Origin of the sequence: Mycobacterium sp. 20KCMC460 (genome assembly GCF_022179425.1) — a bacterium.
Taxonomy (GTDB): domain Bacteria; phylum Actinomycetota; class Actinomycetes; order Mycobacteriales; family Mycobacteriaceae; genus Mycobacterium; species Mycobacterium kiyosense.
In genome coordinates, this window is the sequence record NZ_AP025524.1 from 1,514,749 (window position 1) to 1,541,158 (window position 26,410).

The following is a 26,410-nucleotide window of genomic DNA, read 5'->3' on the forward strand; positions in this document are numbered from 1 at the left end:
TCACCAGTGCACCCCGGGCACCAGCCGCACCGCCCGCCGGAGCGGGCGCGGTGCGGTGACCGTCCGCAGCGCGCGCACCGGCCGCTTCGGGCGGCGTCGCGGTGCCGGCGGGGACGCCGGGGTTGCTGGAACAGGTTGTGCGACAGGGGTTTGCACCTCGGTCGCCCCGCGGGCAGCTGCCGAGTCGGGGTAGCCCAGATAGAGCTGATGCAGGATCCGCCGCGAAATCCGGGGCACGAAGTAGTTACCCGCTTCGGCCAGGGTGCCCATCGGGGTGTCGATCCGTCGGGGCTTGTCCACCAACCCGCGCACCACCATCGCGGCCGCACGTTCGGGGCTGATCGCCGGCACCGGGTTGAGCCGCTTGGACGGCGCGATCATCGGGGTGCGCACCAGCGGCATATGGATGTTGGTGAACGTGATGTGGTCGGACAGCGTCTCGGTGGACACCACGTCGGCGAACGCATCCAGGGCCGCCTTGGTGGGCAGATACGAGCTGTACTTCGGGTTGCGTGCCTGCACGCCGGCGCTGGAGACGTTGACGACGTGGCCGAACCGGCGATCCCGCCAATGCGGGAGCAGCGCCAGCACCATCCGCACCGCGCCGAAGTAGTTGACCGCCATCACCCGTTCGTAATCGTGCAGGCGCTCGGTGGAGTTGACCACCGAACGGCGGATCGACCGGCCGGCGTTGTTCACCAGATAGTCGACGTGGCCGAAGCGGCCCAGGATGTCTTTGACGGTGTGCTCGACCGATGCGGAGTCGGTGACGTCGCAGGTGAAGGCGTATGCCTGGCCTCCGTCGGCGCGGATCTCGGCGACCAGCTGGTCGAGGGCCTCGGCGTTGCGGGCCAGCGCGAACACGGTTGCACCGCGGGCGGCGACCGCGATGGCCGACGCCCGGCCGATCCCACTGGACGCACCGGTGATGATGACGTGCCGCCCCACCAGGGCACCGCGCGGATCGTCGCGGCGGGCCCGGTCGGGATCGAGGTGCTCGGCCCAGTACCGCCACAACTTCGGCGCGTACGAGGCGAACTCGGGCACCGCAATCCCGGTGTCCTGCAATGCTTTTTGTGTCTCGTCGCTGACGAAGGTGGGTGCCAGGTCGACGACGTCGAGCACCTCGGCGGGAATCCCCAGCTGGGTGGCCGCCATGTTGCGCACCACCTTGGCGCGCCCGCTGGCCTTGAGCACCGAGGTGGCCATCGAGCGCGGCAGCGCGCCACGCAGCGCCGGCAGCCCGGCTTCGCGCGCGATCCCGCGGTAGATGCCGCGCAGGCCGATGGTCTTGGGTGCGGTCAGATGGAAGGTGCGCTGATCCAGGCCGTCGGTATGGATGAGCGCGACCATCGCGTCGGCCACGTAGTCGACCGGGACGACGTTGGTTCGCCCGGTGTCGGGCAGCAGCATCGGCGTGAACCGCGGCAACACCGCCAGCTTCGCCAGCAGCCCGAAGAAGTAGTACGGCCCGTCGATCTTGTCCATTTCGCCGGTGCGCGAGTCCCCGACCACCACGGCCGGGCGGTAGATGCGGTACCGCAGCCCCTGGGCGGCCCTGACCAGGGCCTCGGCCTCGAACTTCGTCCGGTGATACGGCGTCGGCAGGTGCTGGTCGACGTCGAAGTCGTCCTCGGTGTACTCGCCGCGGTAGTCGCCGGCCACCGCGATTGACGACACATGGTGCAAGGTGGCGTCGAGTCGCTGTGCCAGCGCGATGACGGCGCGGGTGCCGTCGACGTTCGCGGCCCGCTGCGCCGCCTCGGCGGCGGTGATGTCGTAGATCGCCGCACAGTGCACAACGTGGTCGACGTGACCCAGCTCGGCTACCCTCTGCTCGCTCAGATCCAGCGCGGGCAGCTCGCCGACCAGCGGCTTCACCCGGTCGTCCCAGTCCAGCGAAAGGCGCTCGAAGCGGCCCAGCGACGCGCGCCGCACCAGCACCCACACCTGTGCCTGGGGATCGGACTCCAACAGACGGGCAACCACTCGGCGACCAATAAACCCGGTACCGCCGGTAACGACATACCGCATGCCGCCCATCGTGGCGGCATCACACCGCCCGCGTCAACCCCCGTGTAATCAAGTAATCAAGGTCAGCTGAAGCTGCGCACGCCGTCCCACTCCACCATCGTCCACCCGGTGGTCGGGCTTCCGGTGACCACCACGCGTCCGACGTTGGGCAACGGATGGGTGCTCAGCAGACCGGTTTTGGGATTCTTGACGTTCATCAGCGTCCACACCATGATCGCGTTCCCCTGCGAGAACACCACGGGCTTGTGGTGGCCGCTGTCGTAGATCTTGCGGATCGCGGCGGAGAACTGCGAGTTGAAGTCGGAGCCGTTGATCGAGCCGGGGATGGCATTCTGCACGTCGCCGTCCACCACCCAGTGGGTGGGCGCCAGCATGTAGGTGCTGTTCGACATCGACTCCGGCTTGCCGTTGAACCAGCCGGCGTTGATCGACCGCAGGCCCTGCACCACCTCGGCCTGCCTGCCGATGCTGCCGGCCAGCGGGGCCGCGGTCTGCTGATCGGCGGCCATCGGCGAGGTGTAGACGCTGTCGAAGTCGTTGTGCCCTTGGTGGGCGAGCTGCTGGGCCTGGCCCTGTCCGTCGGGGGTGAGCCCGGGGCCGGGCTCGGCGGTGTCGATGATCCCGTCGGCGTTGGCCTGGGACTGCGCGTTGCGGATGAAGGTCAACGTGATGCTGCGTGCCTGCGGGCTGCCGCCACCGCAGGCGCCGACCAGGACGGCGGCGACCAGCACGGTCAAGACTTTGGGAGCCGTCCGGATCATGCTGCGCATCACCATGGCGATAGCCTGCCCTGCCGATGCCGTCGGTGGGAAGGGTTTGCGAGGCTTAGGTCACACAAATGACGTGATTTAGTGATTTCGGGACCCGTCCAGCAACCAAGGAGACCTGCATGGCGATCGACCCCAAGGCCGTCGGCGCGACCACCGAACCGCAGCTGTTCGAGTGGACCGACCGGGACACCCTGCTGTACGCGATCGGAGTCGGCGCCGGGCTCGACGAATTGGCTTTCACCACCGAGAACAGTCACGACATCCCGCAGCAGGTGTTGCCGACCTACGCGGTGATCTGCTGCCCCGCGTTCGCGGCGGCCGGCAAGGTCGGATCGTTCAACTGGGCCATGCTGCTGCACGGTTCGCAGACCGTCCGGCTACACGCGCCGCTGCCGCCGGCGGGGAAGCTGTCGGTGGCGACCGAGGTCGTCGACATCCAGGACAAAGGCGAAGGCAAGAACGCCGTGCTGATGCTGCGCGGTGTCGGTACCGACCCGGACACCGGGACGGTGGTGGCCGAGACACTGACCAACCTGGTGATCCGGGGCGAGGGCGGGTTCGGCGGCGAGAAGGGCGAACGGGCCGCCGCACCGGAATTCCCCGACCGCGAACCCGACACGCGGGTCGACCTGCCCACCCGCGAGGACCAGGCCCTGATCTACCGGCTGTCCGGGGACCGCAACCCCCTGCACAGCGACCCCTGGTTCGCCACCAACCTGGCCGGCTTCCCCCGGCCGATCCTGCACGGCCTGTGCACCTACGGCGTGGCGGGCCGCGCCCTGGTCGCCGAGTTGGGCAACGGCGTCGCCGCCAACATCACCTCGATCGCCGCCCGGTTCACCAAGCCGGTGTTCCCCGGCGAGACATTGTCCACCTCGATCTGGAAGACCGAGCCGGGCAAGGCCCTGTTTCGCACCGAAGCCTCGGGTGCCGAAGGTCTGGGCGCGCGCGTGGTGCTCGACGACGGTGAGGTGGAGTACAGCGATTAGCTCGACTCGGTCCGGTCCGCGGATCGGTAGTAGTGCACGTAGGCCGCGGCGGGCACCGCCACGAAGGTGAGCGCGAGCAGCACGATCGAGAAATAGTTCGCACCGCCCTGCGGCGTGAGCACCAGCGTGCGGTAGTCGAACGACACCGCCAGCGCGCCCGAGATGAGTACCGCCGCCACCGGTAAAACCTTGTCGGTGAACAGGTTTCGCCGGACATCGGCGTGATCGGCGGACGGGCTGCGCGCCAGTTCCATCAACGCGATCGGCACGATGATGAATTGGATGAACCGGGCGATCACGGCCAGCCCGATCAGGTTGTCGTTGTCGAAACGCAGCGCCAGCGGAAACGCCAGCGCCAGCGCCGCGGTAACGCCGAACGCCGCCATCGGAACCCCGAACCGGTTCTTGCGGGAAAGTCGCACCGGCAGCGTCCCGGTGTCCGACAATGCCGACCACAGCCGTGGCGCGCCGAACGAGGCGGCCACGTTGATGCCGAACATCGACACCAGGGCGCCCAGCACGACGATGGTGCGCAACGCGTCGTTTTCGATCGCAGCGGCCAGTTTCACGGTGTCGCGCGACCCGACGATCTTGTCCGAGCCCAGCAGCATCGCCACCGTCACCGCGAGCACGTAGACGGTCCCGACGGCGGCGATCGCCAGCGGGATGGCCCGGGGCAGGGTGCGTTCGGGCTGGTGCATCTCTTCGGCGGCGTTGGCGATCGACTCGAAACCGGTGAAGGCGTACAGCGCCGCCACCGTGGCCAGGACCAGGCCGCTCACCGTGCTCTGGCCCAGTTCGACGAAACCCAGCAGCGCGTACGGGGCGGGGCGATAGACATCCGGGGCGCTCGCGTCGGCGTAGTTGTTCACGTGCTGGGCCGCCACGATCCACAGGCCGCCCAGGATGAACACCGACAGCGCGAAAACCTTTCCCAGTGTGGATATTCCGTTGGCCCACCGGATGACCCGGTTGCCGAACAGGTTGATGGTCAACAACACCGCGACGAAGCCCAGGAAGGTCAGCGTCTTGACACTGAACAACTCTGTATCTTCAGACCAATGTCGCTGTGGAAAAACGACTTTCAACAGCGTCGAGACGAACAGCGACGCCAGCACACCCCACGCGATCGAGGCGATCACCGCGTGCGTGACGCCGACGTAGATGGCCAGGCGCTGCCCGAACGCGGCATTGGTGTAGGCGTAGGAGGCGCCGTTGGTCCGGACGTATCGGGCGGCCGTGGCGAAGACCATGGCCATGATGCCGGCGAACAACCCGGCCAGGACGTAGGCCAGCGGCGCCAGGGGACCGGCGAGCTTGATCACCGCGCCGGGAGTCAGGAAGATGCCCGCTCCGATGATCGCGTTGATCCCGAGCATGACGACGCTGCGGAAGCCGAGCTTGCGGATCGCGTGCCCTCCTTGACCGTTGCCGGCCCGGGGTCAGGGCTGGTCGACTCCGTTCGTACCACGCGTGTGGAACTGTGCCGCGAGATGCCCGCCGACGGCTGGCCCGCGCAGGCCATTCTTGGCGCGTGCGGCCCAGGCCTTGCGGGGAGTACAGCGCCGATACTCGGGTTGAGCGGCGAATCTGGAGGAGCCATGCACGTTACCGTCGACTACAACCTGTGCGAAGGCCACGGTCAGTGCCTGCTCGCGGCGCCCGACGTCTTCGACCTGCCCGACGGCTCCGACCAGGTGGTGATCCTCGACCCCGATCCACCCGAGAGTGAGTACGACGCTGTGGTGCGTGCCGCGGCCATGTGTCCGGCCCAGGCGTTGCGTATCGATCGGCCTGGCACCGGATAGTTCAGTGGTGCCTATCCGGCCGCTGGGTCGTCGAGGATGCCGCACTGCCCGGCCAGGGCGGCAGCGGCGATCCGGGTTCCGACGCCGAGTTTGTGCAGCAGCGAGGCCACCATCCGCTTGGCGGTGCGCTCCGAGACCACCATCCGGGTGGCGATGTCTGCCATTTCCATCCCACTCGACACCAGCGTCCACAGTTTGACCTCCGCCGGTGTCAGCGAATCCAATAGCGCCGCAGCGGGTTTGCGGGTGTGTGACAGCAACGAGTCCAGCAGCATCGGATCGAGCACCCGCAACCCCGACGCGATCGTCTGCAGGGGGCCGACCAGTGCCTCGGGGCGGAGCGTCTTCGACAGGAATCCGTCGGCACCGGCACGCAGTGCGTCCTCGGCCAACTGCGGGTCACCGGTGCCGGACAGGGCCAGAATCCTGGTCCGGGGATGGCGGGCCTTGATGTGGCGGATGGCCGCCACGCCGCCCAGTGGCGGCATCGACAGGTCGACGATCGCGATATCGGCGTGGCAGGACCCGACGAGATCGGACGCTTCCTCGACGAAGGTGGTGCGCCCGCCGATGACGAATTGCTCGCCCCAGTCCCGGGTCAACAGCAGCTGCAAACCTTCGGCGAACAGTTCGTGGTCGTCGACGATCACCACCACCAGCGGCTTGTGGTTCACCCGCCGGATCGTAGCTCCACCGAGCGGCGAGGTGAGCTATATCGGTGCCTGGCGACGCTGGCTAGGGTCGTGCCGGTGACCACCTTGCGACGAATGGGCGCGCTGCTGGTCCCCGCCGGGGACACCGACGGGTACGGGTTGGCCCGCGTGGTGGTGGCGGTGCGGGTGGCGGTGGTGGTGTCCATCGGCATCCTGGTCGCGGTCGGGCCGGACTGGATGCGCCGGTACGTAGTCGTACTGGCCGTGGCGCTGACCGTGGCACTGTGCTACGCCGCCGTGCTGATGGCCCACCCCCGCGCCGAGGTCCGTCGCACCCGCTTTGGCTGGCTGGTGTCGGCGCTGGACGCGGTACTCACCTTGGCGCTGATCTGGTTGACCGGCGGCGGGGCCAGCCCGGTCGCCCTGGTCCTGGTGCTGGTGGTGATCGCCTCCGCGGCGCGGCTGAGATTTCTTGAATGCCTTTGTCTTTCGGTGGTTTTGGGGATGGCTTACCTGGTCGTGGTGCTGCTGCCGGCGCCGACGGGACCGACGGCACTGTCCGGGCTCGTCCAAGGGATGTGGTGGGCGCTGTACGTGGTGTTCGTCGCGGTGCTCAGCGGCGGGCTGTCGGTATTGGCCGAACGCGAACACCGGTCGCGGGTGCGTGCCCTGGTGGAAGCCGAGGCCGAGCACGCCGCGGCGGAGGAAGAACGGGACCTGCGCGCCCGGCTGCTGCGCTCCTATGCGGCCCAGCGCGAAGGTCTGCAGGTGGTGCTGCACGAGTTCCGCACGCCGGTCGCTTCGCTGGACGCGCTGGCGGGTGCGCTGACCGACTCGACGCCGATGTCGCCGGCGGACCGTGACGCCGCGATTCGACTCGCCGGCCGGCATGCCCGACATCTGTCCGACATGCTCGACGCGTTGTCGGATGTGAACCTCAGCAGGCAGCCGGCGTTCTCGTCGGGCCGGGTGCGGCGGGTGGATCTACGTGATCTGGTCGCCGAAGCCGGTGACGCGGCCGGAGTCCGGCCGCCGCGACTGCAGGTCAGCACGATCGGCGAGATACCGCCCATCCAGGTGGACGCCCAGGGCCTGCGCCGGGTGTTGACGAACCTGCTGGAGAACGCGGCCCGGCACGGCCGCGAACGCCCCATCGACGTGGAGTGCGAATGTCGCGGCGGTCAGTTGCGGGTGTCGGTGCTCGACCGCGGACCCGGCGTGCCGCAAGAGGATCTGAAGGCCATGACCGATAAGTTCGTCAGCCTCTCGGACCGCCGCGGCACCGCCGGTCTGGGGTTGTGGATCGTTACCCAGATCGTGGAAGCCCTCGGCGGCACAGTGCAATTCGCCACCCGCGCCGAAGGCGGCCTGACGGCGTCCATCGCCATTCCGGTGAGCTGAGCCGCATCCAGGCGCCGACAACGTGGCCCGTGCGGGCCGTGGGTTGGCCCGCAGGGCTCCACTTTCGCGCGGCCCGGTGACCAAGACTGGCCACAGCCTGAAAGGACCCGCAATGACGACCGCCACCCCGACCTACCGAAACATCGACCTGAGCGACAAGGACTTCTGGGCGCGCCCGCACGAGGAGCGTGACGAAGCCTTCGCGGTGTTGCGCCGGGAGAACCCCGTGCCGTGGAGCCGGCCCGCCGACTCCGACCTGCTGCCGGCCGAACAGAACACCAAGGGTTTCTGGTCGCTGACAAAGCAGGAGGACATCCGCTTCGCCAGCCGTCATCCGGAGATCTTTTCCTCCGCCCAGGGCATCACCATGGAGGATTTCCCGCCGGAGATGATCCACATCGCGCAGTCCTTCATCGCGATGGATGCACCGCGGCACACCCAGCTGCGTGGCATCACCATGGATGCATTCAAACCGCGCAACCTGCGTCGGCTGCAGGGCTGGATCCAGGGTCACGCCCGCGACTTGATCTCCGAGATGTCCCACCTGGGCGAAGGCGATTTCGTGGAACTGGTGTCGGTCAAGCTGCCCGCCCGCATCTTCGCCAGCTTCTTCGGGCTGCCGCCCGGCGAGGTCCACGAGAAGACGATCAGCGCCGCGCAACGGCTGCTCGGCTGGACCGACCCCGAGGTGCGCGGCGACCGCACCGCTCTGGAATTGTTCGCCGGCGCGGTGCTGGACCTGCACGAGACCGCATCGGTGCTGATTCCCGAACGGCGGGCACACCCGGCCGACGACCTGGTCAGCTGGATGGTGCAGGCCGAATTCGACGGCGAGAAAATGAGCGACGACGAGCTCAAGGCTTTCTTCACCCTGCTCGCCGTGGCCGCCAACGACACCACCCGGCACGCCTCCGCCCAGGCGATCCACGCCTTCTCCAAGTTCCCCGAACAGCGCGACCTGCTGGTCGCCGACGTCGAGGGCCGGGTGGACCTGGCCGTCGAGGAAGTCCTGCGGTGGGCTTCGCCCCTGCTGCACATGCGGCGCACCGCCACCCGGGACATCACCCTGCGCGGCTCGGACATCAAAGCCGGCGACAAGGTGGTGCTCTGGTACATCTCGGGTAACCGTGACGAGGACGTCTTCCACAACCCGTTCGAATTCGACATCTTCCGCAACCCCAACCCGCACATCGCGTTCGGTGGCGGCGGCCCGCACTTCTGCCTGGGCGCGGCACTGGCGCGCACCATGCTGCGCTCACTGCTGACCGAGGTCTACACCCGCATCCCCGACATTTCCGCGCCCGAGCCGCATTTCCAGGTGGCCAACTTCATCAACGGCATCAACAGCCTGCCCGCCACCTGGACACCCGAGCAGCGCTGAGCTGGAAGGAAGATCGCATGAGAACCAAAGCCGCTGTCCTGTGGGGACTGCACCAGAAGTGGGAAGTCGAAGAGCTCGAACTCGACGGGCCCAAGGAACGCGAAGTGCTGGTCAAACTCGTGGCCAGCGGACTGTGCCACTCCGACGATCACCTGGTCACCGGGGACATGCCGATGAACCTGCCGGTGGTCGGCGGGCACGAGGGCGCCGGCGTCGTCGTCGAGGTGGGGCCGGGAGTCAGCGAGGTCGAGGCGGGTGACCACGTGGTGCTCAGCTTCATCCCGGCCTGCGGGCGCTGCCGCGCCTGCGCCAAGGGCATGGCCAACTTGTGTGAGTACGGGGCCGCCATCATGGCCGGCCCGCAACTCGACGGCACCTTCCGATTCCACGGCCGCGGGCATGACATCGGCCAAATGTGCGTGCTGGGAACGTTTTCCGAGTACACCGTGGTGCCGATCGCCTCGGTGGTCAAGGTGGACAAGGACATTCCGCTGGACAAGGCGGCCCTGGTCGGTTGTGGTGTCACGACCGGCTACGGAGCCGCGGTGCGCACCGGCGAGGTGCGCGACGGTGAGACGGTGGTGGTGATGGGAGTCGGTGGCCTGGGCATCAACGCGGTGCAGGGCGCGTCGATCGCCGGCGCGCGTTACGTGGTCGCGCTGGACCCGGTGGCGTTCAAGCGGGAGCAGTCGCTGCGGTTCGGTGCGACACATGTCACGGCCGACGTCGCCGAGGCGCAGGCGCTCGTCGCCGAGATGACCCGCGGTGAGATGGCCGATGTTTGTGTGGTCACCACCGACAGCGCCGAGGGCGCCTACGTCGCGCAGGCACTGAGCCTGGTCGGCAAACGGGGGCGGGTGGTGATGACCGCCATCCCGCACCCGACGGATACCGTCGTTGACATGTCGCTGTTCGACCTCACCCTGTACGAAAAGCAGGTTCGCGGTTGCCTATTCGGCTCCTCGAGTCCCCGCGTCGACATCTACCGGATGCTGGAGCTGTATCGAGCCGGCCGGCTCAAACTCGACGAGCTGATCACCCGTGAGTACCAGCTCGACGAGCTCAACCAGGGTTACGAGGATCTGCACAGCGGCCGCAACCTGCGGGGGTTGATCAGGTTCTAGAAACGCTGCCCGGTGTCGAGCTGGTTTCGAGTTGACCTGCCAGTCTGAGGATGAACTCGGCGACAGCGGCCGGGTTTTCCAAGGCGTATTCGGCGGCGGTGGCACGGTCGCCGTCATCGTTGTGGCGCACCATGATCGGCACGCCGTCAGCGCGGACCGCATCGAAGGCGTCCTCGTCGGTGATGTCGTCACCGAGGTAGATCGGCACCAACGGACCCTTTCCCGATCCCAGGTGCTCCATTACCCAGCGCAGGGTTTTTCCCTTGTCCCAATCCAGATCTGGGCGTAGCTCGATGACTTCGCGCCCCGTCGTCACCCGCAGCGCGTCGCGCCGGCCGGCGGTACGCACCGCCGCGGACACCTCACCGACCCGATCCCGCGCGGCGTTGCGGTAGTGCACCGCCACACCGAACCGTTTGTGCTCCACCACAACCCCCGGTATGGGGCCGAGTTGTTCGCGGAGTTCGGCGGCGGCCTGCTCCAGTACCGGTACGGCGGCCGCAGCTTCGTCGTTCTGGTGGTGGGTGCCGTCCGGCGCAGTGAGCTCGAAGCCGTGACTGCCGGCGTACCAGATGCCCGGCAGGCCAACGCGTTTGGACACGTCGGCAAGGTCGCGACCGCTGAGGATCGCCACCGGGCAGCGCGCCGCCAGCCGTTGCAGCGCGTCGGAAACCCCGGGGGCGGGCCTGGCCGCGTCGGGGTCGTTCACGATCTCCGACAGGGTGCCGTCGAAGTCGAAGAACACCGCCGGTGAACCGCTGACCCGGCCCAGTGTGCGCAGCGCATCGGGCAGCTCGGAGATGCGCTTGTCCCCGGTGCGGACGCCGATGTCGCCGGGATCGGTGACCGCCGCGTCCGCGCCGCCGGAGTCGCCGCCGACCCGGATCACCAACGCGAATCCGGCTGCGCGGGCGGCGTCGGCACCGGAGGCGTCTGCCGCGACGACGGCGCAGCGCCCCGCGCGCACACCCAACTGTTCGGCTATCTCGAGGGCGGGGTCATCGGAGGTGAACTGGGCGGTTTGGACGCGGATCTCGCGCAGCCGCTCCTCGATCGTCTCGGTGGGCTTTAGCGCCGCGTCGAACAGGACTGCGTCGATTCGTCGCGGATCGATGGTGACCGACATGGACCCACCCTCTCACGGTGGGCCAGCTTCGGGCTCAGGGGCGGCGCGCTCGCACCGGCTGCGCCGACGGCCGCCACCGGGCCGCGCCGTTGGACAGGGGCCGGGCGGGCCGCCTGCGCCGTCGTTCGAACAGTACGACCGAGTCCTGGGTGAGTGCCGCCAGATGGGCGATACCCGCTTCGATGCCCGTGGCGAGTTGCTCCAGCACGGCTGCGCCGTCGTAGTCGGCGGTCAGGCCGAACACCAACTCGTCGCCGTAGCCGAGCACCGCGACCCCGGTGCTGAGCTCGGGGGCGGTCGGCGGGATCGGCAGCAACTCTGCGACCTGCCTGCCCATCAGCGTCAGCGGTTGCCGCGGCCCCCGCCCATGGGTGGCCAGTGTCACCACATCGTTGCGTGACGTGCCGGTGAATGCCTGAATCACTTTATTGCACAAGGCAAGTGGAGAGTATTCGGCTGGCGCCGGGAGGCCTTGCGTGGTGGCATGGTGAACCGCCCGCAGTTGCATGACGGGGTCGTGAAGATGCACCGGCAGCTGCGACAGTGCGGATCCCACAGTGCGCAGTGAATCGGCTCGCGGCTGCTCGCCGCGGTCTGCGAGTACGGTTCGGAAGCCCTCGGTGACCGCTGCCAGCGCGACGTCGTCGAGACCGACCCCGAGCTTGCGGGCCACGCTTTCGGCGGTGGTGCGGGAGACCCGGACCGTGCGGTAATGCCGCAGCGTGTTCTGCGAGCCGACCGGCGAGGTCAACGTCGCCAGGGTGCCGACCGCGGCGGCGAGTCCGCTCGTCGCGTCGCTGACGGCCCGGGCCGCGGCCTTGGCGACGTTCAACGGAGCGCGCAGCAGGGTACTGGGCCAGCTTTCCCGGGCCAACGGTGAAACCTGTTTCAGGGCAACGGCATTGGTAAAAGCATCGTCGCCACTACCGTCGCAGAGCTGGGCGAGTAGACGGGCGGCCGGCGTCATGCCGTGGTGGGCTTTGATCAAGATCGCCCAGCGATTGCCCCGCAGTCCCTCGATGATCCAGCACTCCCACAACGGGCGGGCCGGGTCGAGGGGGCGCTCCAAGGCGTGGGCGATGGCGCGGAACAAGTCGGCGTCGTCGCCGGGTTGCGGCAGCGCCACCCGCTGCACATGCCGGGCCGGTTCGAATCCCGGCTCAAAGCGTTCGGCCAGCAAAGTCGCGATTCGGTCGTTGCCGGGAGCCGGCCCCGCGACGACGGCGGCGGCTCCCATCGCCATGCTCGCGTGCCGGTCTGGTCCGGGATTCCCCCAGGGTCCCGCGTCCGTCGTCGTCAGTTGCGCCATGCCCTGCCCCCAGCCCCTCGCCCCCGGCCCCGCCTGCTTTTTCAAGTTGTACCAGTATCGGTCTGGGGCGGCCGCATCGGTAGGCCTGGCAGGTTAACAGTGTGTTTTCTGGATAAAGATGCGTTTAACTGCGCAGATGGCTTACCGAGAGCTGTTGTTCGCAAATTGTTTCGGCAACGTTCAAAAGATGTTCCGGCCGCGGGTCCCCGGCAGCAGGCGGGAGCGGGCGGCCATTCGACAGTCGAACAAATGTTCGATAACATCGGGTCATGGGTTGGTATCACGGTCCGCCGAGTTGGGCGGAAATGGAGCGGGTTCTCGACAGCAAGCCGCGCCATGCCGGCGGGCCGGCACCTACCGGACCGCCCGATCCGTCCCTGGATGGGCCGCTGTCACACACACGCGGCTCATATAAAGCAAAACCGGACGGGCAACGGGTCCGCTCCGCCGTCGCATACGCCGAATTGCATGCGCATTCGGCGTACAGCTTCCTCGACGGGGCCAGTACGCCGGAGGAACTGGTCGAGGAGGCCGCCCGGCTGGATCTGCGTGCGCTGGCGCTGACCGATCACGACGGCCTGTACGGGGCGGTGCGGTTCGCCGAAGCCGCCATTGAACTGGATGTACGCACGGTGTTCGGTGCCGAACTCTCGTTGAGCTGCCAGGCCCGCACCGAACAGCCGGACCCGCCGGGCCCGCATCTGTTGGTGCTGGCTCGCGGCCCGGAAGGGTACCGACGGTTGTCCCGGCAGCTGGCTGCGGCGCATCTTGCCGGGGGTCAGAAGGGCACGCTGCGCTACGACCTCGACGCGCTGACCGAAGCTGCCGGCGGCCACTGGCACATTCTCACCGGATGCCGGAAAGGTGCTGTGCGCCAAGCGCTTTACGATGGCGGGCCCGACGCGGCGCGCCGTGCCCTGGCCAACCTGGTGGACCGGTTCGGCGCGCAACGGGTGAGTGTCGAACTGACCCACCACGGCCAGCCGCTCGACGACGAGCGCAACGCGATGCTGGCCGGGTTGGCCCCGCAGTTCGGGGTCGGTGTCGTGGCCACCACCGGTGCGCACTTCGCCCATCCGTCGCGCCGCCGGCTGGCCATGGCGATGGGTGCGATCAGGGCCCGCCAATCCCTGGATGCCGCCGCCGGATGGCTGGCCCCGCTGGGCGGGTCGCATCTGCGCTCCGGGCAGGAGATGGCCCGGCTGTTCGCGCAGCACCCCGAAGCGGTGACCGCGGCCGCCGAACTCGGTGAGCAGTGCGCGTTCGGCCTGGCGCTCATCGCGCCGCAGCTGCCGCCGTTCGACGTACCCGACGGGTATACCGAGGACAGCTGGCTGCGGGCGCTGACCATGAGAGGTGCCGCCGACCGCTACGGGCCTGTTGAGCGGGCACGCAAGGCGTACATCCAGATCGAGCACGAGTTGAAAGTCATTGCCCAACTGCAATTTCCGGGCTACTTCTTGGTGGTGCACGACATCACCCGGTTCTGTCGCGACAACGACATCCTGTGCCAGGGCAGGGGATCGGCCGCCAACTCCGCGGTCTGCTACGCCCTGGGTGTCACCGCCGTCGACCCGATCGCCAACGACTTGCTGTTCGAGCGATTTCTGTCGCCCGCCCGCGACGGGCCACCCGACATCGACATCGACATCGAGTCCGATCAGCGCGAGAAGGTGATCCAATACGTCTACGACAAGTACGGTCGCGACTACGCCGCCCAGGTCGCCAACGTCATCACCTACCGCGCCCGCAGCGCGGTGCGCGACATGGCCCGAGCCCTGGGTTTTTCGCAAGGGCAGCAGGATGCGTGGAGTAAGCAGATCAACCATTGGTCGGGGCAGCCTTCCGATATCGAAGGCATCCCCGAGCAGGTGGTGGATTTGGCGAATCAGATCCGGAATCTGCCGCGGCACATGGGCATTCATTCCGGGGGCATGGTTATCTGCGACCGTCCGATCGCCGACGTGTGCCCGGTGGAATGGGCCCGCATGGAGAACCGCAGTGTCCTGCAATGGGACAAAGACGACTGCGCCGCAATCGGTTTGGTGAAGTTCGACCTGCTGGGCCTGGGCATGCTGTCGGCGCTGCACTATGCGCGGGACCTGGTCGCCGAGCACAAGGGTATCGAGGTGGACTTCGCCCGGCTCGACCTGTCCGAACCCGCGGTGTACGAGATGCTGCAGCGGGCCGATTCGGTCGGGGTGTTCCAGGTGGAGTCGCGCGCGCAGATGGCCACCCTGCCGCGGCTGCGGCCCCGGGTCTTCTACGACCTGGTGGTGGAGGTGGCGCTGATCCGGCCCGGGCCCATCCAGGGCGGGTCGGTGCACCCCTACATCCGGCGGCGCAACGGACTGGATCCCGTCGCATACGACCATCCGTCGATGGAGTCGGCGCTGCAGAAGACGTTGGGGGTGCCGCTTTTCCAGGAACAACTGATGCAACTCGCGGTCGACTGCGCCGGCTTCTCCGCGGCCGAGGCCGACCAGCTGCGCCGTGCCATGGGGTCCAAGCGCTCGACCGAACGTATGCAACGACTGCGCGGCCGATTCTACGAAGGCATGCGCACTCTGCACGGCGCCCCTGACGAGGTGATCGACCGGATCTACGAGAAGCTGCATGCGTTCGCCAACTTCGGTTTCCCCGAGAGCCACGCGCTGTCGTTCGCATCGCTGGTGTTCTACTCGTCGTGGTTCAAGCTGCACCACCCCGCGGCGTTCTGCGCTGCCTTGTTGCGTGCCCAGCCGATGGGCTTCTATTCGCCGCAATCGCTGGTCGCCGACGCGCGCCGGCACGGCGTGCTGGTGCACGGCCCATGCGTGAACGCCAGCCTGGCTTCCGCGACGCTGGAGAACGCCGGGACCGAGGTGCGCCTCGGCCTGGGCGCGGTGCGCCATATCGGCGACGACCTGGCCGAGGAACTGGTCGAGGAGCGAAAAGTCAACGGCCCGTTCGTTTCTCTGCTGGACCTGACGACCCGCCTGCAGCTCTCCGTGCCGCAGACCGAGGCGTTGGCGACGGCCGGGGCGCTGGGCTGTTTTCAGATGTCGCGGCGGCAGGCGCTGTGGGCGGCCGGGGCGGCGGCCACCCAACGGCCGGACCGGCTACCGGGGGTGGGGTCGTCGTCGCACATCCCGGTGCTGCCGGGGATGAGCGAGCTGGAACTGGCCGCCGCCGACGTGTGGGCCACCGGGGTCTCCCCGGACAGCTATCCGACGCAGTTCCTGCGGGCAGACCTGGACGCGCTGGGGGTGATACCGGCGGCGGAGCTGGGGTCGGTGCCCGATGGGGACCGGGTGTTGGTCGCGGGGGCCGTGACGCACCGGCAACGGCCCGCCACCGCCCAGGGAGTGACGTTCGTCAACCTCGAAGACGAGACCGGCATGGTCAACGTGCTCTGCACGCCGGGAGTGTGGATGCGGCACCGCAAACTGGCGCAGACTTCGCCGGCGCTGCTGATTCGCGGTCAGGTCCAAAACGCCAGTGGTGCAATCACGGTCGTGGCCGAACGGTTGGGTCGCATCAGTCTTTCCGTCGGCTCGAAGTCCCGGGACTTCCGCTAGCGTGCGGTGTTGTACAGGGGGCGTTCGGCCCTACCCGGCATTCGGTGACGGTGCGAACGTGTAGTCAACGAGTTCCGCTCAAGCGTCAGCGTCGCCGGACGGGCGGTCAGGATTTGCCCAGGTAGGAGTCGCGGTGCCGGAACCCCCCGACAGATTCATCGACCTGCCGCTGGCGCAGGCGCTGGCCGAACTGAACAGCTCCCCATCAGGTCTGACAACCGCCGAAGCGCAGCAACGGCTGCAGCGGTTCGGTCCCAACGAGATCGCCGAGCGCCATCGCAACAAGGTGCTGGAGTTTCTCGGATATTTCTGGGCGCCGATCCCGTGGATGATCGAGGTGGCGTTGGTGTTGTCGCTGGCCGCCCAGCACTGGGTCGACGCGGCGATCATCGGCGTGTTGCTGGCGATGAACGGGCTGGTGGCCTACTTCGAGGAACACCAGGCGGCCAATGCCATCGCGGCGCTCAAGCAGCGGCTGGCTTCCTCGGCGCGGGTGTTGCGTGATGGTGCTTGGGTGACGGTGGCGGTACGCGAGTTGGTGCCCGGTGACGTGGTGCGGGTGCGGCTCGGTGACGTGGTGCCTGCCGACCTGCGAGTGCTCGACGACGTCAGGCTCGAGGTGGACCAGTCCGCGCTCACCGGCGAGTCACTGGCCGTGAGCCGCGGACAGGGCGACAGCCTGTATTCCGGATCGGTGCTGGCACGCGGCGAAGCCGACGCGCTGGTGTGTACCACGGGTGCCTCGTCGTTCATGGGCAAGACCACCGCGCTGGTGCAGAGCGCGGGGACCGTCAGCCACTTCCAGCGCGCGGTGTTGCGAATCGCCAACTATCTGATCGCGATCGCGGTGGTGTTGGTGACGCTGGTGGTGGTGGTCTCGCTGATTCGCGGGAACCCGGTGCTGGAGACCCTCGAGTTCGCGCTGGTGGTCACGATCGCTTCCATTCCGGTAGCGCTACCCGCGGTGTTGTCGGTGACGATGGCCATCGGCGCTCGGCAGCTGGCACGGCAGCAGGCCGTGGTGAGCCATCTGCCCGCAGTCGAGGAACTCGGCGGCATCGACATCCTGTGTTCGGACAAAACCGGCACGCTGACCCAGAACCGGTTGGCCGTCGCCGCCAGCTGGACCGCCCATGGTGTATCCGAGGTCGAGCTGCTCGAGGGCGCCGCACTGGCCTCGCGCGCCGAAGACAATGACCTGATCGACCTGGCCGTGATCGCGGCGGCGGGCCGGCGACGGCCGGTAACGGTGGATCAGTTCATTCCATTCGACCCGGTCAGCAAGCGGACCGAGGCGTCGGTGCAGCAGGACGGCGGTCCGGCATTTCGCGTCAGCAAGGGCGCACCGCAAGTCATCACAGCGCTGTGCGACGGCGATGGCGCCACCGACCGCGTCGGTGAAGTGGTCGAAGGCTTCGCGCGCCACGGGCACCGCTCCCTGGCCGTGGCGAAAACCGGCGAAGACGGTTCCTGGCGGCTGCTGGGGGTGCTGGCGCTGGCCGACCCGCCCCGCACGGACTCCGCGGACACCATCGCCGCTGCCAGAGAACTCGGCATCGACGTCAAGATGGTCACCGGCGACCAGGTCGCCATCGGACGCGAGATCGCCCGCCAGGTCGGTCTCGGCGACCAGATCATGGATGCCGAGGCCTTCGACACGACCGCCGACGACGAATTGGGCGCCCGAATGGAAGCGACCGACGGGTTCGCGCAGGTTTTCCCGGAGCACAAGTACCGCATCGTGAAGCTGCTGCAGTCTCGTGGGCACATCGTCGGGATGACCGGCGACGGGGTGAACGACGCGCCCGCGCTCAAGCAGGCCGACGCCGGTATCGCGGTGGACGGGGCCACCGACGCCGCCCGCGCGGCCGCCGACGTGGTCCTGCTGGCACCCGGGCTGTCGGTGATCGTGTCGGCGGTCGGGCTGGCCCGCGAGATCTTCGCGCGGCTGACCAGCTACGCCACCTACCGCATCACCGAGACCATCCGGGTGCTGCTGCTGATCACCCTGGCGGTGGTGTTGATGAATTTCTTCCCGGTCACCGCGGCAATGATCGTATTTCTGGCGGTGCTCAACGACGGTGCGATCCTGTCCATCGCCTACGACAACGTGCGCGGCTCATCCACGCCGGTCAAGTGGGACATGCGCGTGGTGCTGACCATCGCGACGGTGCTGGGCGCGATAGGCGTGGTGGCGACATTCGTGCTTTTCTTCCTGGCCACCACGGTCTTCGGGTGCAGCCACGACCTGATCCGGACCATGATCTATCTCAAGTTGTCGGTGGCCGGCCAACTCACCATCTTCCTCACCCGCACCCGCGGTCCGTTCTGGTCCCGACCCGCACCCTCGCGGTTGTTGCTGGGCGCCGTCGTCGCAGCGCAAACCATCGCCACCTTGATCGCCGTGTACGGGGTCGCGATGACTCCACTCGGGTGGCGCTGGGCCGGACTCGTGTGGGCCTATGCGGTGTCGTGGTTCTTCGTCAACGACCGGATCAAGCTCGCCGCCTACAGGTGGCTGGACCACCATCCCCGCCGCGCACAAGTGCGTTAGCGGTCAGGTCGTGGGGGTGGTCCAGAACTTGGTCGGGGTGATGCGCAGCCGGGTGCTGAAGTTGCCCATCATGTCGGTCAGGCCTTCGGCGTCGGAGTCCTCGCGGTACTTCGCCCAGTAGGGTCCGTCGTCACGGCAGTCGACGCCCTCGGCGTCGATGGCTGCCGTGCCGCCGATGACGACGACTCCGCCGCCGTTGCCGTCGGAGTCCAGGTTCAGGCTGACGTGCGGGCGCGCCTTGATGTGAGCCACCTTGGCGGCGCTGGGCATGCTGTACACGGTCAGGTCGGTGCCGTCGAAGTAGAACCAGACCAGTCGCGGCACCGGCTGACCGGATTTGGCGACGGTGGTCAGCCAGCCGCAGTGGTCGGAGCTGAGTCTGCTGGAAATCTCTTCGGGGAGTTCGACGCTCATGACCGCAACGGTAGCCTCCACAGCATGACTCTGAACCTGACCGTCGACGAAGTTCTCAGCACCACCCGCTCGGTGCGCAAGCGCTTGGATTTCGACAAGCCGGTGCCGCGCGAGGTGTTGATGGAATGTCTCGAACTTGCCCTGCAGGCGCCGACCGGATCCAATTCGCAAGGCTGGCAATGGGTTTTCGTCGAGGACGGGGAGAAGAAGAAAGCCATCGGCGACGTCTACCTGGCCAATGCGCGCGCCTATCTCAGCTCACCCGCGGCTAATTACCCCGAAGGTGACACCCGGGGTGAGCGAATGGGCAAGGTCCGCGACTCGGCCACCTACCTCGCCGAGCACATGCACGAGGCGCCGGTGCTGCTGATCCCGTGCATCGAAGGCCGGGAGGACAGGTCGCCGCTGGGCGGTGTCTCGTTCTGGGCGTCGCTGTTCCCGGCGGTGTGGAGCTTCTGTCTGGCGCTGCGCTCGCGGGGGCTGGGCTCGTGCTGGACGACGCTGCACCTGCTCGACGACGGCGAGCGCAAGGTGGCCGACATCGTGGGCATCCCCTACGACCAGTACAGCCAGGGCGGGCTGTTCCCGATCGCCTACACCAAAGGCACCGACTTCCGGCCGGCCAAGCGGTTACCGGCGGAGAGTCTGACGCATTGGAACAGTTGGTAACCGGACGCCGGTTTCAGAGCGCCCCCGAGTAGCCCTGTTGCCGCCAGGCTTCATACACGGCGACGGCCGCGGCGTTGGAGAGATTCAGGGAACGTCGCCCGGCCAGCATCGGGATCCGCACCTGTTGGGTGATGTGTGGGTCGGCCAGGGTCTGCGCATCCAGCCCGGTGGGCTCGGGCCCGAACATCAACACGTCGCCGGGCCGGTAGTCGACATCGGCGAAGGCTGATGTGGCCTGGGCGGTGAAGGCGAACACCCGCGCCGGCGACAGCGCCGCCCAGGCGCGCTCGAGCGACGCGTGCACCGTCACCGAAGCCAGGTCGTGGTAGTCCAGCCCGGCCCGGCGCAGTTTCGGCTCGGCGAGATCGAAGCCGAGTGGTTCGACGAGGTGCAGTTCGCAGCCGGTGGCGGCCGCAGTCCGGATGGCGTTGCCGGTGTTCGGCGCGATCCGGGGGGAGAAGAACAGCAGCCGGAACATCCGTCGATCATGGCAAAGTTCGGCGGCGCCGGTGGCACAGAAGTGGGTACACAACGCGATAGCTGGGCGTCAGGAACCAGGTTTCTAGTCGAAAGGCGGCATGGCATGGCTCCGCACGAAGGTGGCCGGTGGGACGTCGGAACCAAGGACGACGAGGTTTACCTCGGGCGTGTCTCGGAGGACGACGAGAAGTTGTTCGAGGATTTGCTGTCACCTGATGCGGCCCGTGATCTGGCCGGGTTGCTGACGAAGTACGCAGACAAGGCCGACGAGTACGAGCTGTCCGAGGCCGATCACGACGAAGAAGGCAAAGACGAAGACAAGAAAGACAAGAAAGACAAGAGCGAGAAGAAGGACAAGCACGACAAGCACGACAAGCACGACAAGCACGACAAGCACGACAAGAAAAACAAGAAGCACAAGAAAGACGACCAGGACGACGACGAGGACGACGAGGAAGACAAGGACGACGACAAGTCCGATTAGTCGACGGTGCCGGGCGACGGTAGCGCCGCCCGTCGCCTTTTAGAACTCTCCAAGGGCGTTGCCGGAATCTCTGTTCCAAGCAAGTGCGAATGCGAACAGGGGAGCAGAGATGAGCGTCGAGTCAGTCCAGGTGACCAACACCTACCCGCACGCCGACAGCCGCTACGAGAACGTCGAGGCCACCGTCCGCTTCGCCGTCGACCCCGAGTACCTGGCCAACGAATCCATCGCCGACCTGAAGCTCGCGCCGCGCGACGCCGACGGGCTGGTCCGCTTCGACGCCGACCTGCGCCTGACCCGCCCGGTCGGCGGCGGCAACGGCAAGCTGCTGTTCGTGGTGCCCAACCGCGGCGTTCCCACCAACGCCCCCTGGCTCAAAGGCGGCTTCCTGCTCGACCGCGGCTGGACAATCGCCTCGTGCGGCTGGCAGTGGGACGTGCAGCGCGGGCCGGCGATCCTGGGACTCACCGCCCCCCGAGCTGACGTCGAGCCCGGCTTCCTGCGCTTGGAGTGGCGGTCGGACGCCGCCCACGCCGAGCACCGGCTCAGCTTCTCCGCCCCCGAGATCGAGTCCATCCCCGGCGCCGACGTGCTGTTCAACTTCACCGACTACCCGACCGTCGACGTCGACGACCCGCAGGCAGTGCTGACCGTGCGCACCGCACCCGACGCCGAGCCCACCACCATCCCCCGCGACACCTGGCGCTTCACCGACCAGACCCACGTCGCCCTGGACGGTGGATTCCAGCCGTTCCACTGGTACGAGCTGGTCTACCGCACCGCCCTGGCACCGGTCGCCGGCTGCGGCCTGCTGGCTGTCCGCGACATTGTCAGCCACCTGCGGGCCGGGGGCATCGAGCACACCTTCGCCTACGGCGTCTCGCAGGCCGGCCGGTTGCTGCGCCAGTTCCTTTCCGACGGCCTCAATGTCGACGAGGCCGGGATGCAGGTTTTCGACGGCGTGTTCAGCGACTTCGCCGGCGCCGCCCGCGGCGAGTTCAACCACCGCTACGCGCAGCCGTCGGTCGCCGGCGTCAACGGCTTCGCGACCCGCGGCAAGTACGGCAACGCCGACCTGCTGGCCCGGCAGCGCGAGCTCGGCGGCGTGCCCAAGACGATCTTCACCAACAGCTCCACCGAGTACTGGCAGGGTGACGGCGCGCTGGTGCACGTCGACCCGCACACCGGCCAGGACCTGCCCGAGGACCCCGACGTGCGCACCTATCTGCTGGCCGGCACCGACCACTTCGGCAGCAGCAAGATCAAGGACGCGCTGCCCGCCGCCAACCCGGTGCACCACCTGGACGTCACCCCGGTCACCCGCGCCCTGCTGATCGCCCTGGAGAACTGGGTCGTCGACGGCGTCGAGCCCCCCGCCAGCCGGGTGCCGCGGACCGCCGACGGCACCGCCATCGCCCGCAAGGACGTGCTGTCCACCTTCGCCTACGCGAACACGCCGTCTCCCGCCTGGCTTCCGGTGTCGCGCCGGGTCGACCTCGGCCCCGAGGCGGACCGCGGCATCGGCACCTGGCCCGCCAAGCTGGGGGAGTCGCACGTCGACCTGGTCTCGGCGGTCGACGCGGACGGCAACGAGGTGGCGGGGATCCGCCTGCCTGCTGTCGCCGCACCGCTGGCCGCCTACACCGGCTGGAACGCCCGCCGCTACGTAGCCGAGTTGCCCGACGTGATGTACGAGCGCATCGGCAGCAAGCTGGACTTCGCGCCGGGCCGGCCCTCGGTCGCCGAGCGATACGCGACCCGTGAGCACTACACCGCCGCGGTCCGCGCCGCCGCCGAAGGGCTGGTCGCCGAGCGGTTCCTGCTGGCCGGTGAGGTCGAGTCGGTGGTCAAGAAGGCCGTCGCCGACTATCCGGCCGCCTAGACCCTGCGGCCATCGCACCGGGCCCGCAATTCCGGGCCCGGAAACCGCCGTGGATTCAGTTTCAGGGCCGGGGCACAAGCCCGCGCTGCGGGCGTGCCAGGCCCAGGTAAGGCCCAGGTACCGGCGACTTTATCTACTGCGTAACAATTGAGGAGAGCTCGGCTTTTCCCGCGAGGGGGCTGGCATACTCGTCGGATTGCCAGGCATTACGTTCGCGGCTATCTGCCGGCGAATAGAGCAGCAGGAAGTTCCATGAGCCTCTCGTTCCATGCGACGCCACCGGAAGAAGCGGCCCCGGCCGCGACGCCGTGACCATGTTCGCCCGCCCGGCCAACCCGGCCGCGGCGGTTCCGCCCGAGTTTGCACCCTCGCCCACTGCCGCCCCCGCGAAGGCGAAACGGCCGCCGTCCTGGTCGCTGGGCAACTGGCCGGTCCGATGGAAAGTCTTCGCCATCGCACTGGTTCCGCTGGTGTTGGCGACGGTGTTCGGGGCGCTTCGGATTCACGCAGAGCTGGCCAATTCCAGCGCGCTGCGCCTGGCCGCCGCGCGGGCCGGCGTGATCCCCGCGATCACCAAATACATGTCGGCACTGGATGTGGCGTTGCTGGCCAGCTCCACCGGCCACGACGTGGAGGGCGCGAAAGCGAACTTCGGCGCCCGTAAGTACGAGCTGCAGGCCCGGCTGGCGGACACCGACGTGATCGCCGACGTCCGGTCGGGGGGTAACACGCTGCTCAACGGCGGGCAGGCGCTGCTGGACAAGGCCCTGGACAACAGGCTCGGCTTGCGCGACCGGATCACCAGCTACGCCCCCCTGCTGCTGACCGCCGAAGACGCGATCGACGCCTCGGTGCGGGTGGACAGCGAACAGATCCGCTCCCAGGTGCAGGGCCTGAGCCGGGCCGTCGGCGCCCGCGGCCAGATGACGCTGCAGCAGATCCTGGTGAGCCGCGGCGCTGAGCTGCCCGAGCCGCAACTTCGCACGTCGATGATCACGCTGGCCGGCACCGAACCGTCGACGTTGTTCGGCATGAGCGAGGTGCTCGGGGTCGGCTCCCCCGACGCCAAGAACCTGCAGCAGCAGATGGTCACCCGGATGGCGATCATGTCCGATCCCGACAGTGTGCTCGTCGATAACGCCGACCTGCTGCGTTCCATCCGGACCACCAAGGACATCGCCGAGCAGATCATCGACAACACCACAACCCAGGTGACCAAGGCGGTGCAGGCCCAGGCCGACGACCGCCGTTCGGCCGCCGTCCGCGACACCGTGCTGGTGCTGGCGGCGATCGCGGTCGCGCTGCTGATCGTGTTGCTGATGGCGCGCGCGCTGGTCAAGCCGCTGCGGATGCTGCGCGACGGCGCGCTGAAAGTGGCCCACACCGACCTGGAAGGGGAGATCGACCGGGTGCGCGCCGGGGCCGAGCCGGTCCCCGAGCCGTTGGCCGTCTACACCACCGAGGAGATCGGGCAGGTCGCCCACGCCGTCGACGAACTGCACACGCAGGCGTTGCTGCTGGCCGGTGACGAAGCAAGGCTGCGCCTGCTGGTCAACGACATGTTCGAGACCATGTCGCGGCGCAGCCGTTCCCTGGTCGACCAGCAACTGGCCCTCATCGACCGGCTGGAACGCGACGAAGAGGACCCCGAGCGGCTGGACAACCTGTTCCGGCTCGACCACCTGGCCGCGCGGCTGCGCCGCACCAGCGCCAACCTGCTGGTGCTCGCCGACGCGCAGATCGGTCGCGACCAGCGCGATCCGGTGCCGCTGGCCACGGTGATCAACGCCGCGGTCTCCGAGGTCGAGGACTACCGCCGGGTGGAAACCGGTGCGATACCCGACTGCACGGTGCTCGGCAGCGCCGCCGGCGGCGTCATCCACCTGCTCGCCGAACTGATCGACAACGCGCTGCGCTACTCGCCGCCGAACACCAAGGTCAAGGTGTCGGCCGTGCGGGGCAGCGAGGGCGGAGTGCTGTTGCGCATCGCCGACTCGGGCCTGGGCATGACCGACTCCGACCGGCGGATGGCCAACATGCGGTTGCAGCCCGGCGGCACCCCCGACCCGACACCGGAGAATGCGCGGCACATGGGCCTGTTCGTGGTGGGCCGGCTGGCGTCCAGGTACGGCCTGCGGGTGGGGCTGCGCGGGCCGTCGACCGGCGAATCGGGCACCGGCACCACCGCCGAGGTGTACCTGCCGCTGGCGACCCTGGTCGAAGGGCAGCAGCAGCGCGCACCGGCACCGCCTCCGCAGCGGCAGTTCTTCAAGGTCACTCCGCCCGCCGCCCCGGAGGGCTCCGCCGGACTGGCGGCCGCGCCAGGACAGACCGGCGGGCTGTCCGTCACGTCGCTGCCGCGCCGCAGTCCCGGTTCCAGCGGCATCACCGCCGAGCCGGGCGGGCCTGCCCCGGCCGCGCAGCAGCGGGAGCCGGAGCAGTCCAAGCAGAAGCGCCCGCTACCGACACCGTGGTGGGAGAAGGGATCCCAGTCGCAGCCGCCGCCGGCGCCGCCGCAGCAGCCGGCCAAGACCGCGTCGGACACGTCGGCCTTCTTCGCGCGGCGCCCGTCACCGAAGGCACCCAAGCCGGCCGCGAAGCCGGTGCCGGCCGCCAAGCCCGCCGAACCGCCGGACCTCAAGCCGTCGGGTCCCGACGACGACGACGTCATCTACCAGCGGATGCTGTCGGAAATCATGGGCGACCCGCACGACTTGGTGCAAAGCCCGGACCTGGACTGGAAAACGGTGTGGGACCGCGGCTGGACGGCCGCCGCCGAAGCCGAGGAACGGCCCGTCGAGGCACACACCGAACACGGCCTGCCGATGCGCACCCCCGGAGCGCGGCTGGTGCCGGGCGCGGCGGAGGCAGCCGAGAAACCGGCCAACGGCGGATTCCATCCCGATCCCGACGCCGTCCGTGCCTCCATCGGGAGCCATTTCAGCGGTGTGCGCTCCGGGCGGTCGCAGGCCCGGCACAGCAGCGAGCAGGGGGCCGAGCAGCAGTGACCGTCCAATCCTCCTACAGCCCGCTGGACTGGCTGGTGTCGAAATTCGTGCGCGAGGTCCCCGGTGTGGCGCACGCGCTGCTGGTGTCGGTCGACGGGTTGCCGGTCGCGGCCAGCGAGCACCTGCCGCGCGAGCGGGCCGACCAGCTGGCCGCGGTGGCCTCCGGGCTGGCCAGCCTGGCCACCGGCGCCGCGCAACTGTTCGAGGGCGGGCAGGTGCTGCAGTCGGTGGTCGAGATGCAGAACGGCTTCCTGCTGCTGATGCGCGTGGGTGACGGCTCGCACCTGGCCACGCTGGCGATGCCGTCGTGCGACATCGGCCAGATCGGCTACGAGATGGCCATCCTGGTAGAACAGGTGGGCAATGTGGTGCAGTCGTCCCGCCGCGCCGAACCCGAGCCGCGATGGACCGACGCGACGCACCGCTGACGCCGCCGAACCTGGTGCGCCCGTACACTTTGACGGCCGGGCGCACCGGCACCGACGTCGACCTGCCGTTGGAGGCGCCGGTGCAGGCGCTGCGGGCCGGGCCGTGGCCGGCCAGCGACATGCGGGGCAGGATCACCGAGCTGTGTACGAGCAGCCCGTCGGTTGCCGAGATTGCGGCCCGGCTGGATTTACCGGTCGGTGTTGCGCGCGTCCTGATCGGTGATCTGGTCACGGCCGGTTACCTTCGGGTGCACAGGACCTTGACCGACCGTTCGACCCGCGACGAGCGGTACGAACTCATAGGAAGGACCCTGCGTGGTCTCAGGGCACTCTGAG

At 68.2% G+C, this 26,410-nt stretch carries 21 protein-coding genes; 13 read left to right on the top strand and 8 right to left on the bottom strand.

All coding sequences use genetic code 11. The annotated features are described in order from the left end of the window. Together MKCMC460_RS07065 and MKCMC460_RS07070 are read right to left on the bottom strand one after the other, a co-directional pair. Positions 1-2,034, bottom strand: coding sequence for an SDR family oxidoreductase (locus tag MKCMC460_RS07065; RefSeq protein ID WP_238305450.1), 2,034 nt, complete (start codon positions 2,032-2,034; stop codon positions 1-3). 62 nt (positions 2,035-2,096) lie between these two features. Further along, positions 2,097-2,810: a histidine phosphatase family protein gene (locus MKCMC460_RS07070; protein ID WP_236981268.1), complete on the bottom strand. Its 714-nt coding sequence runs from the start codon at positions 2,808-2,810 to the stop codon at positions 2,097-2,099. 113 nt (positions 2,811-2,923) lie between these two features. On the opposite strand from MKCMC460_RS07070, the gene MKCMC460_RS07075 reads away from it, so the two are divergent. After that, positions 2,924-3,793, top strand: coding sequence for a MaoC family dehydratase (locus MKCMC460_RS07075; protein WP_236981269.1), 870 nt, complete (start codon positions 2,924-2,926; stop codon positions 3,791-3,793). Here MKCMC460_RS07075 and MKCMC460_RS07080 read toward each other — a convergent pair. After that, the gene (locus MKCMC460_RS07080; RefSeq protein ID WP_255731252.1) at positions 3,790-5,202 is read right to left on the bottom strand and encodes an APC family permease; all 1,413 of its coding nucleotides are present in this window, start codon (positions 5,200-5,202) and stop codon (positions 3,790-3,792) included. The genes MKCMC460_RS07075 and MKCMC460_RS07080 overlap by 4 nt on opposite strands. 192 nt (positions 5,203-5,394) lie before the next feature. Between MKCMC460_RS07080 and MKCMC460_RS07085 the strand changes: the two genes are divergently transcribed. Beyond that, on the top strand, positions 5,395-5,601 hold the full coding sequence (locus MKCMC460_RS07085) for a ferredoxin (RefSeq protein ID WP_236981271.1): 207 nt from the start codon (positions 5,395-5,397) through the stop codon (positions 5,599-5,601). Between the two features lie 11 nt (positions 5,602-5,612). On the opposite strand, the gene MKCMC460_RS07090 is transcribed toward MKCMC460_RS07085, so the two are convergent. Next, positions 5,613-6,275 (bottom strand): response regulator transcription factor, encoded by a 663-nt coding sequence (locus MKCMC460_RS07090; protein ID WP_236981272.1) that lies wholly within the window; start codon positions 6,273-6,275, stop codon positions 5,613-5,615. Between the two features lie 75 nt (positions 6,276-6,350). On the opposite strand from MKCMC460_RS07090, the gene MKCMC460_RS07095 reads away from it, so the two are divergent. From MKCMC460_RS07095 to MKCMC460_RS07105, 3 genes are all read left to right on the top strand, one after another. Beyond that, complete coding sequence (locus MKCMC460_RS07095; protein ID WP_236981273.1) at positions 6,351-7,655, top strand: HAMP domain-containing sensor histidine kinase; 1,305 nt, start codon at positions 6,351-6,353, stop codon at positions 7,653-7,655. 112 nt (positions 7,656-7,767) lie between these two features. Continuing rightward, the gene (locus MKCMC460_RS07100; RefSeq protein WP_236981274.1) at positions 7,768-9,036 is read left to right on the top strand and encodes a cytochrome P450; all 1,269 of its coding nucleotides are present in this window, start codon (positions 7,768-7,770) and stop codon (positions 9,034-9,036) included. Between the two features lie 17 nt (positions 9,037-9,053). Further along, a complete protein-coding gene (locus MKCMC460_RS07105) occupies positions 9,054-10,160 on the top strand; it encodes an NDMA-dependent alcohol dehydrogenase (protein ID WP_236981275.1) in 1,107 nt (368 codons plus the stop codon). On the opposite strand, the gene otsB is transcribed toward MKCMC460_RS07105, so the two are convergent. Then, a complete protein-coding gene (gene otsB, locus MKCMC460_RS07110; RefSeq protein ID WP_236981276.1) occupies positions 10,150-11,286 on the bottom strand; it encodes a trehalose-phosphatase in 1,137 nt (378 codons plus the stop codon). The genes MKCMC460_RS07105 and otsB overlap by 11 nt on opposite strands. Before the next feature lie 34 nt (positions 11,287-11,320). Next, entirely contained in the window at positions 11,321-12,595 is a 1,275-nt protein-coding gene (locus tag MKCMC460_RS07115) for a wax ester/triacylglycerol synthase domain-containing protein (protein ID WP_238305452.1), read from the bottom strand. Positions 12,596-12,864: 269 nt separating this feature from the next. On the opposite strand from MKCMC460_RS07115, the gene MKCMC460_RS07120 reads away from it, so the two are divergent. Beyond that, a complete protein-coding gene (locus MKCMC460_RS07120) occupies positions 12,865-16,155 on the top strand; it encodes an error-prone DNA polymerase (protein ID WP_238305454.1) in 3,291 nt (1,096 codons plus the stop codon). 133 nt (positions 16,156-16,288) lie between these two features. Then, a complete protein-coding gene (locus MKCMC460_RS07125; RefSeq protein WP_236981277.1) occupies positions 16,289-18,709 on the top strand; it encodes a plasma-membrane proton-efflux P-type ATPase in 2,421 nt (806 codons plus the stop codon). Positions 18,710-18,712: 3 nt separating this feature from the next. Here MKCMC460_RS07125 and MKCMC460_RS07130 read toward each other — a convergent pair whose 3' ends face one another. Then, on the bottom strand, positions 18,713-19,123 hold the full coding sequence (locus MKCMC460_RS07130) for a TIGR03667 family PPOX class F420-dependent oxidoreductase (RefSeq protein WP_236981278.1): 411 nt from the start codon (positions 19,121-19,123) through the stop codon (positions 18,713-18,715). A gap of 24 nt (positions 19,124-19,147) precedes the next feature. On the opposite strand from MKCMC460_RS07130, the gene MKCMC460_RS07135 reads away from it, so the two are divergent. After that, positions 19,148-19,792 carry a nitroreductase family protein gene (locus tag MKCMC460_RS07135; protein ID WP_236981279.1) on the top strand — a complete coding sequence of 215 codons (645 nt, stop codon included), beginning with the start codon at positions 19,148-19,150 and terminating at the stop codon, positions 19,790-19,792. Between the two features lie 13 nt (positions 19,793-19,805). Here MKCMC460_RS07135 and MKCMC460_RS07140 read toward each other — a convergent pair whose 3' ends face one another. Further along, the gene (locus MKCMC460_RS07140; RefSeq protein ID WP_236981280.1) at positions 19,806-20,270 is read right to left on the bottom strand and encodes a tRNA (cytidine(34)-2'-O)-methyltransferase; all 465 of its coding nucleotides are present in this window, start codon (positions 20,268-20,270) and stop codon (positions 19,806-19,808) included. 105 nt (positions 20,271-20,375) lie between these two features. Between MKCMC460_RS07140 and MKCMC460_RS07145 the strand changes: the two genes are divergently transcribed. The 5 genes from MKCMC460_RS07145 (at position 20,376) to MKCMC460_RS07165 (ending at position 26,409) form a co-directional block, all read left to right on the top strand. Beyond that, on the top strand, positions 20,376-20,756 hold the full coding sequence (locus MKCMC460_RS07145; RefSeq protein ID WP_236981281.1) for a hypothetical protein: 381 nt from the start codon (positions 20,376-20,378) through the stop codon (positions 20,754-20,756). Between the two features lie 109 nt (positions 20,757-20,865). After that, a complete protein-coding gene (locus tag MKCMC460_RS07150; RefSeq protein WP_236981282.1) occupies positions 20,866-22,638 on the top strand; it encodes an alpha/beta hydrolase domain-containing protein in 1,773 nt (590 codons plus the stop codon). Positions 22,639-22,946: 308 nt separating this feature from the next. Further along, positions 22,947-25,646, top strand: a complete 2,700-nt coding sequence (locus MKCMC460_RS07155; RefSeq protein ID WP_370653087.1) for an ATP-binding protein — start codon at positions 22,947-22,949, stop codon at positions 25,644-25,646. Beyond that, positions 25,643-26,074: a roadblock/LC7 domain-containing protein gene (locus tag MKCMC460_RS07160; RefSeq protein WP_236981284.1), complete on the top strand. Its 432-nt coding sequence runs from the start codon at positions 25,643-25,645 to the stop codon at positions 26,072-26,074. The genes MKCMC460_RS07155 and MKCMC460_RS07160 overlap by 4 nt, the downstream gene beginning before the upstream one ends. Continuing rightward, a complete protein-coding gene (locus tag MKCMC460_RS07165) occupies positions 26,050-26,409 on the top strand; it encodes a DUF742 domain-containing protein (RefSeq protein ID WP_236981285.1) in 360 nt (119 codons plus the stop codon). The genes MKCMC460_RS07160 and MKCMC460_RS07165 overlap by 25 nt, the downstream gene beginning before the upstream one ends. The last annotated feature ends 1 nt before the right edge of the window (position 26,410 follow it).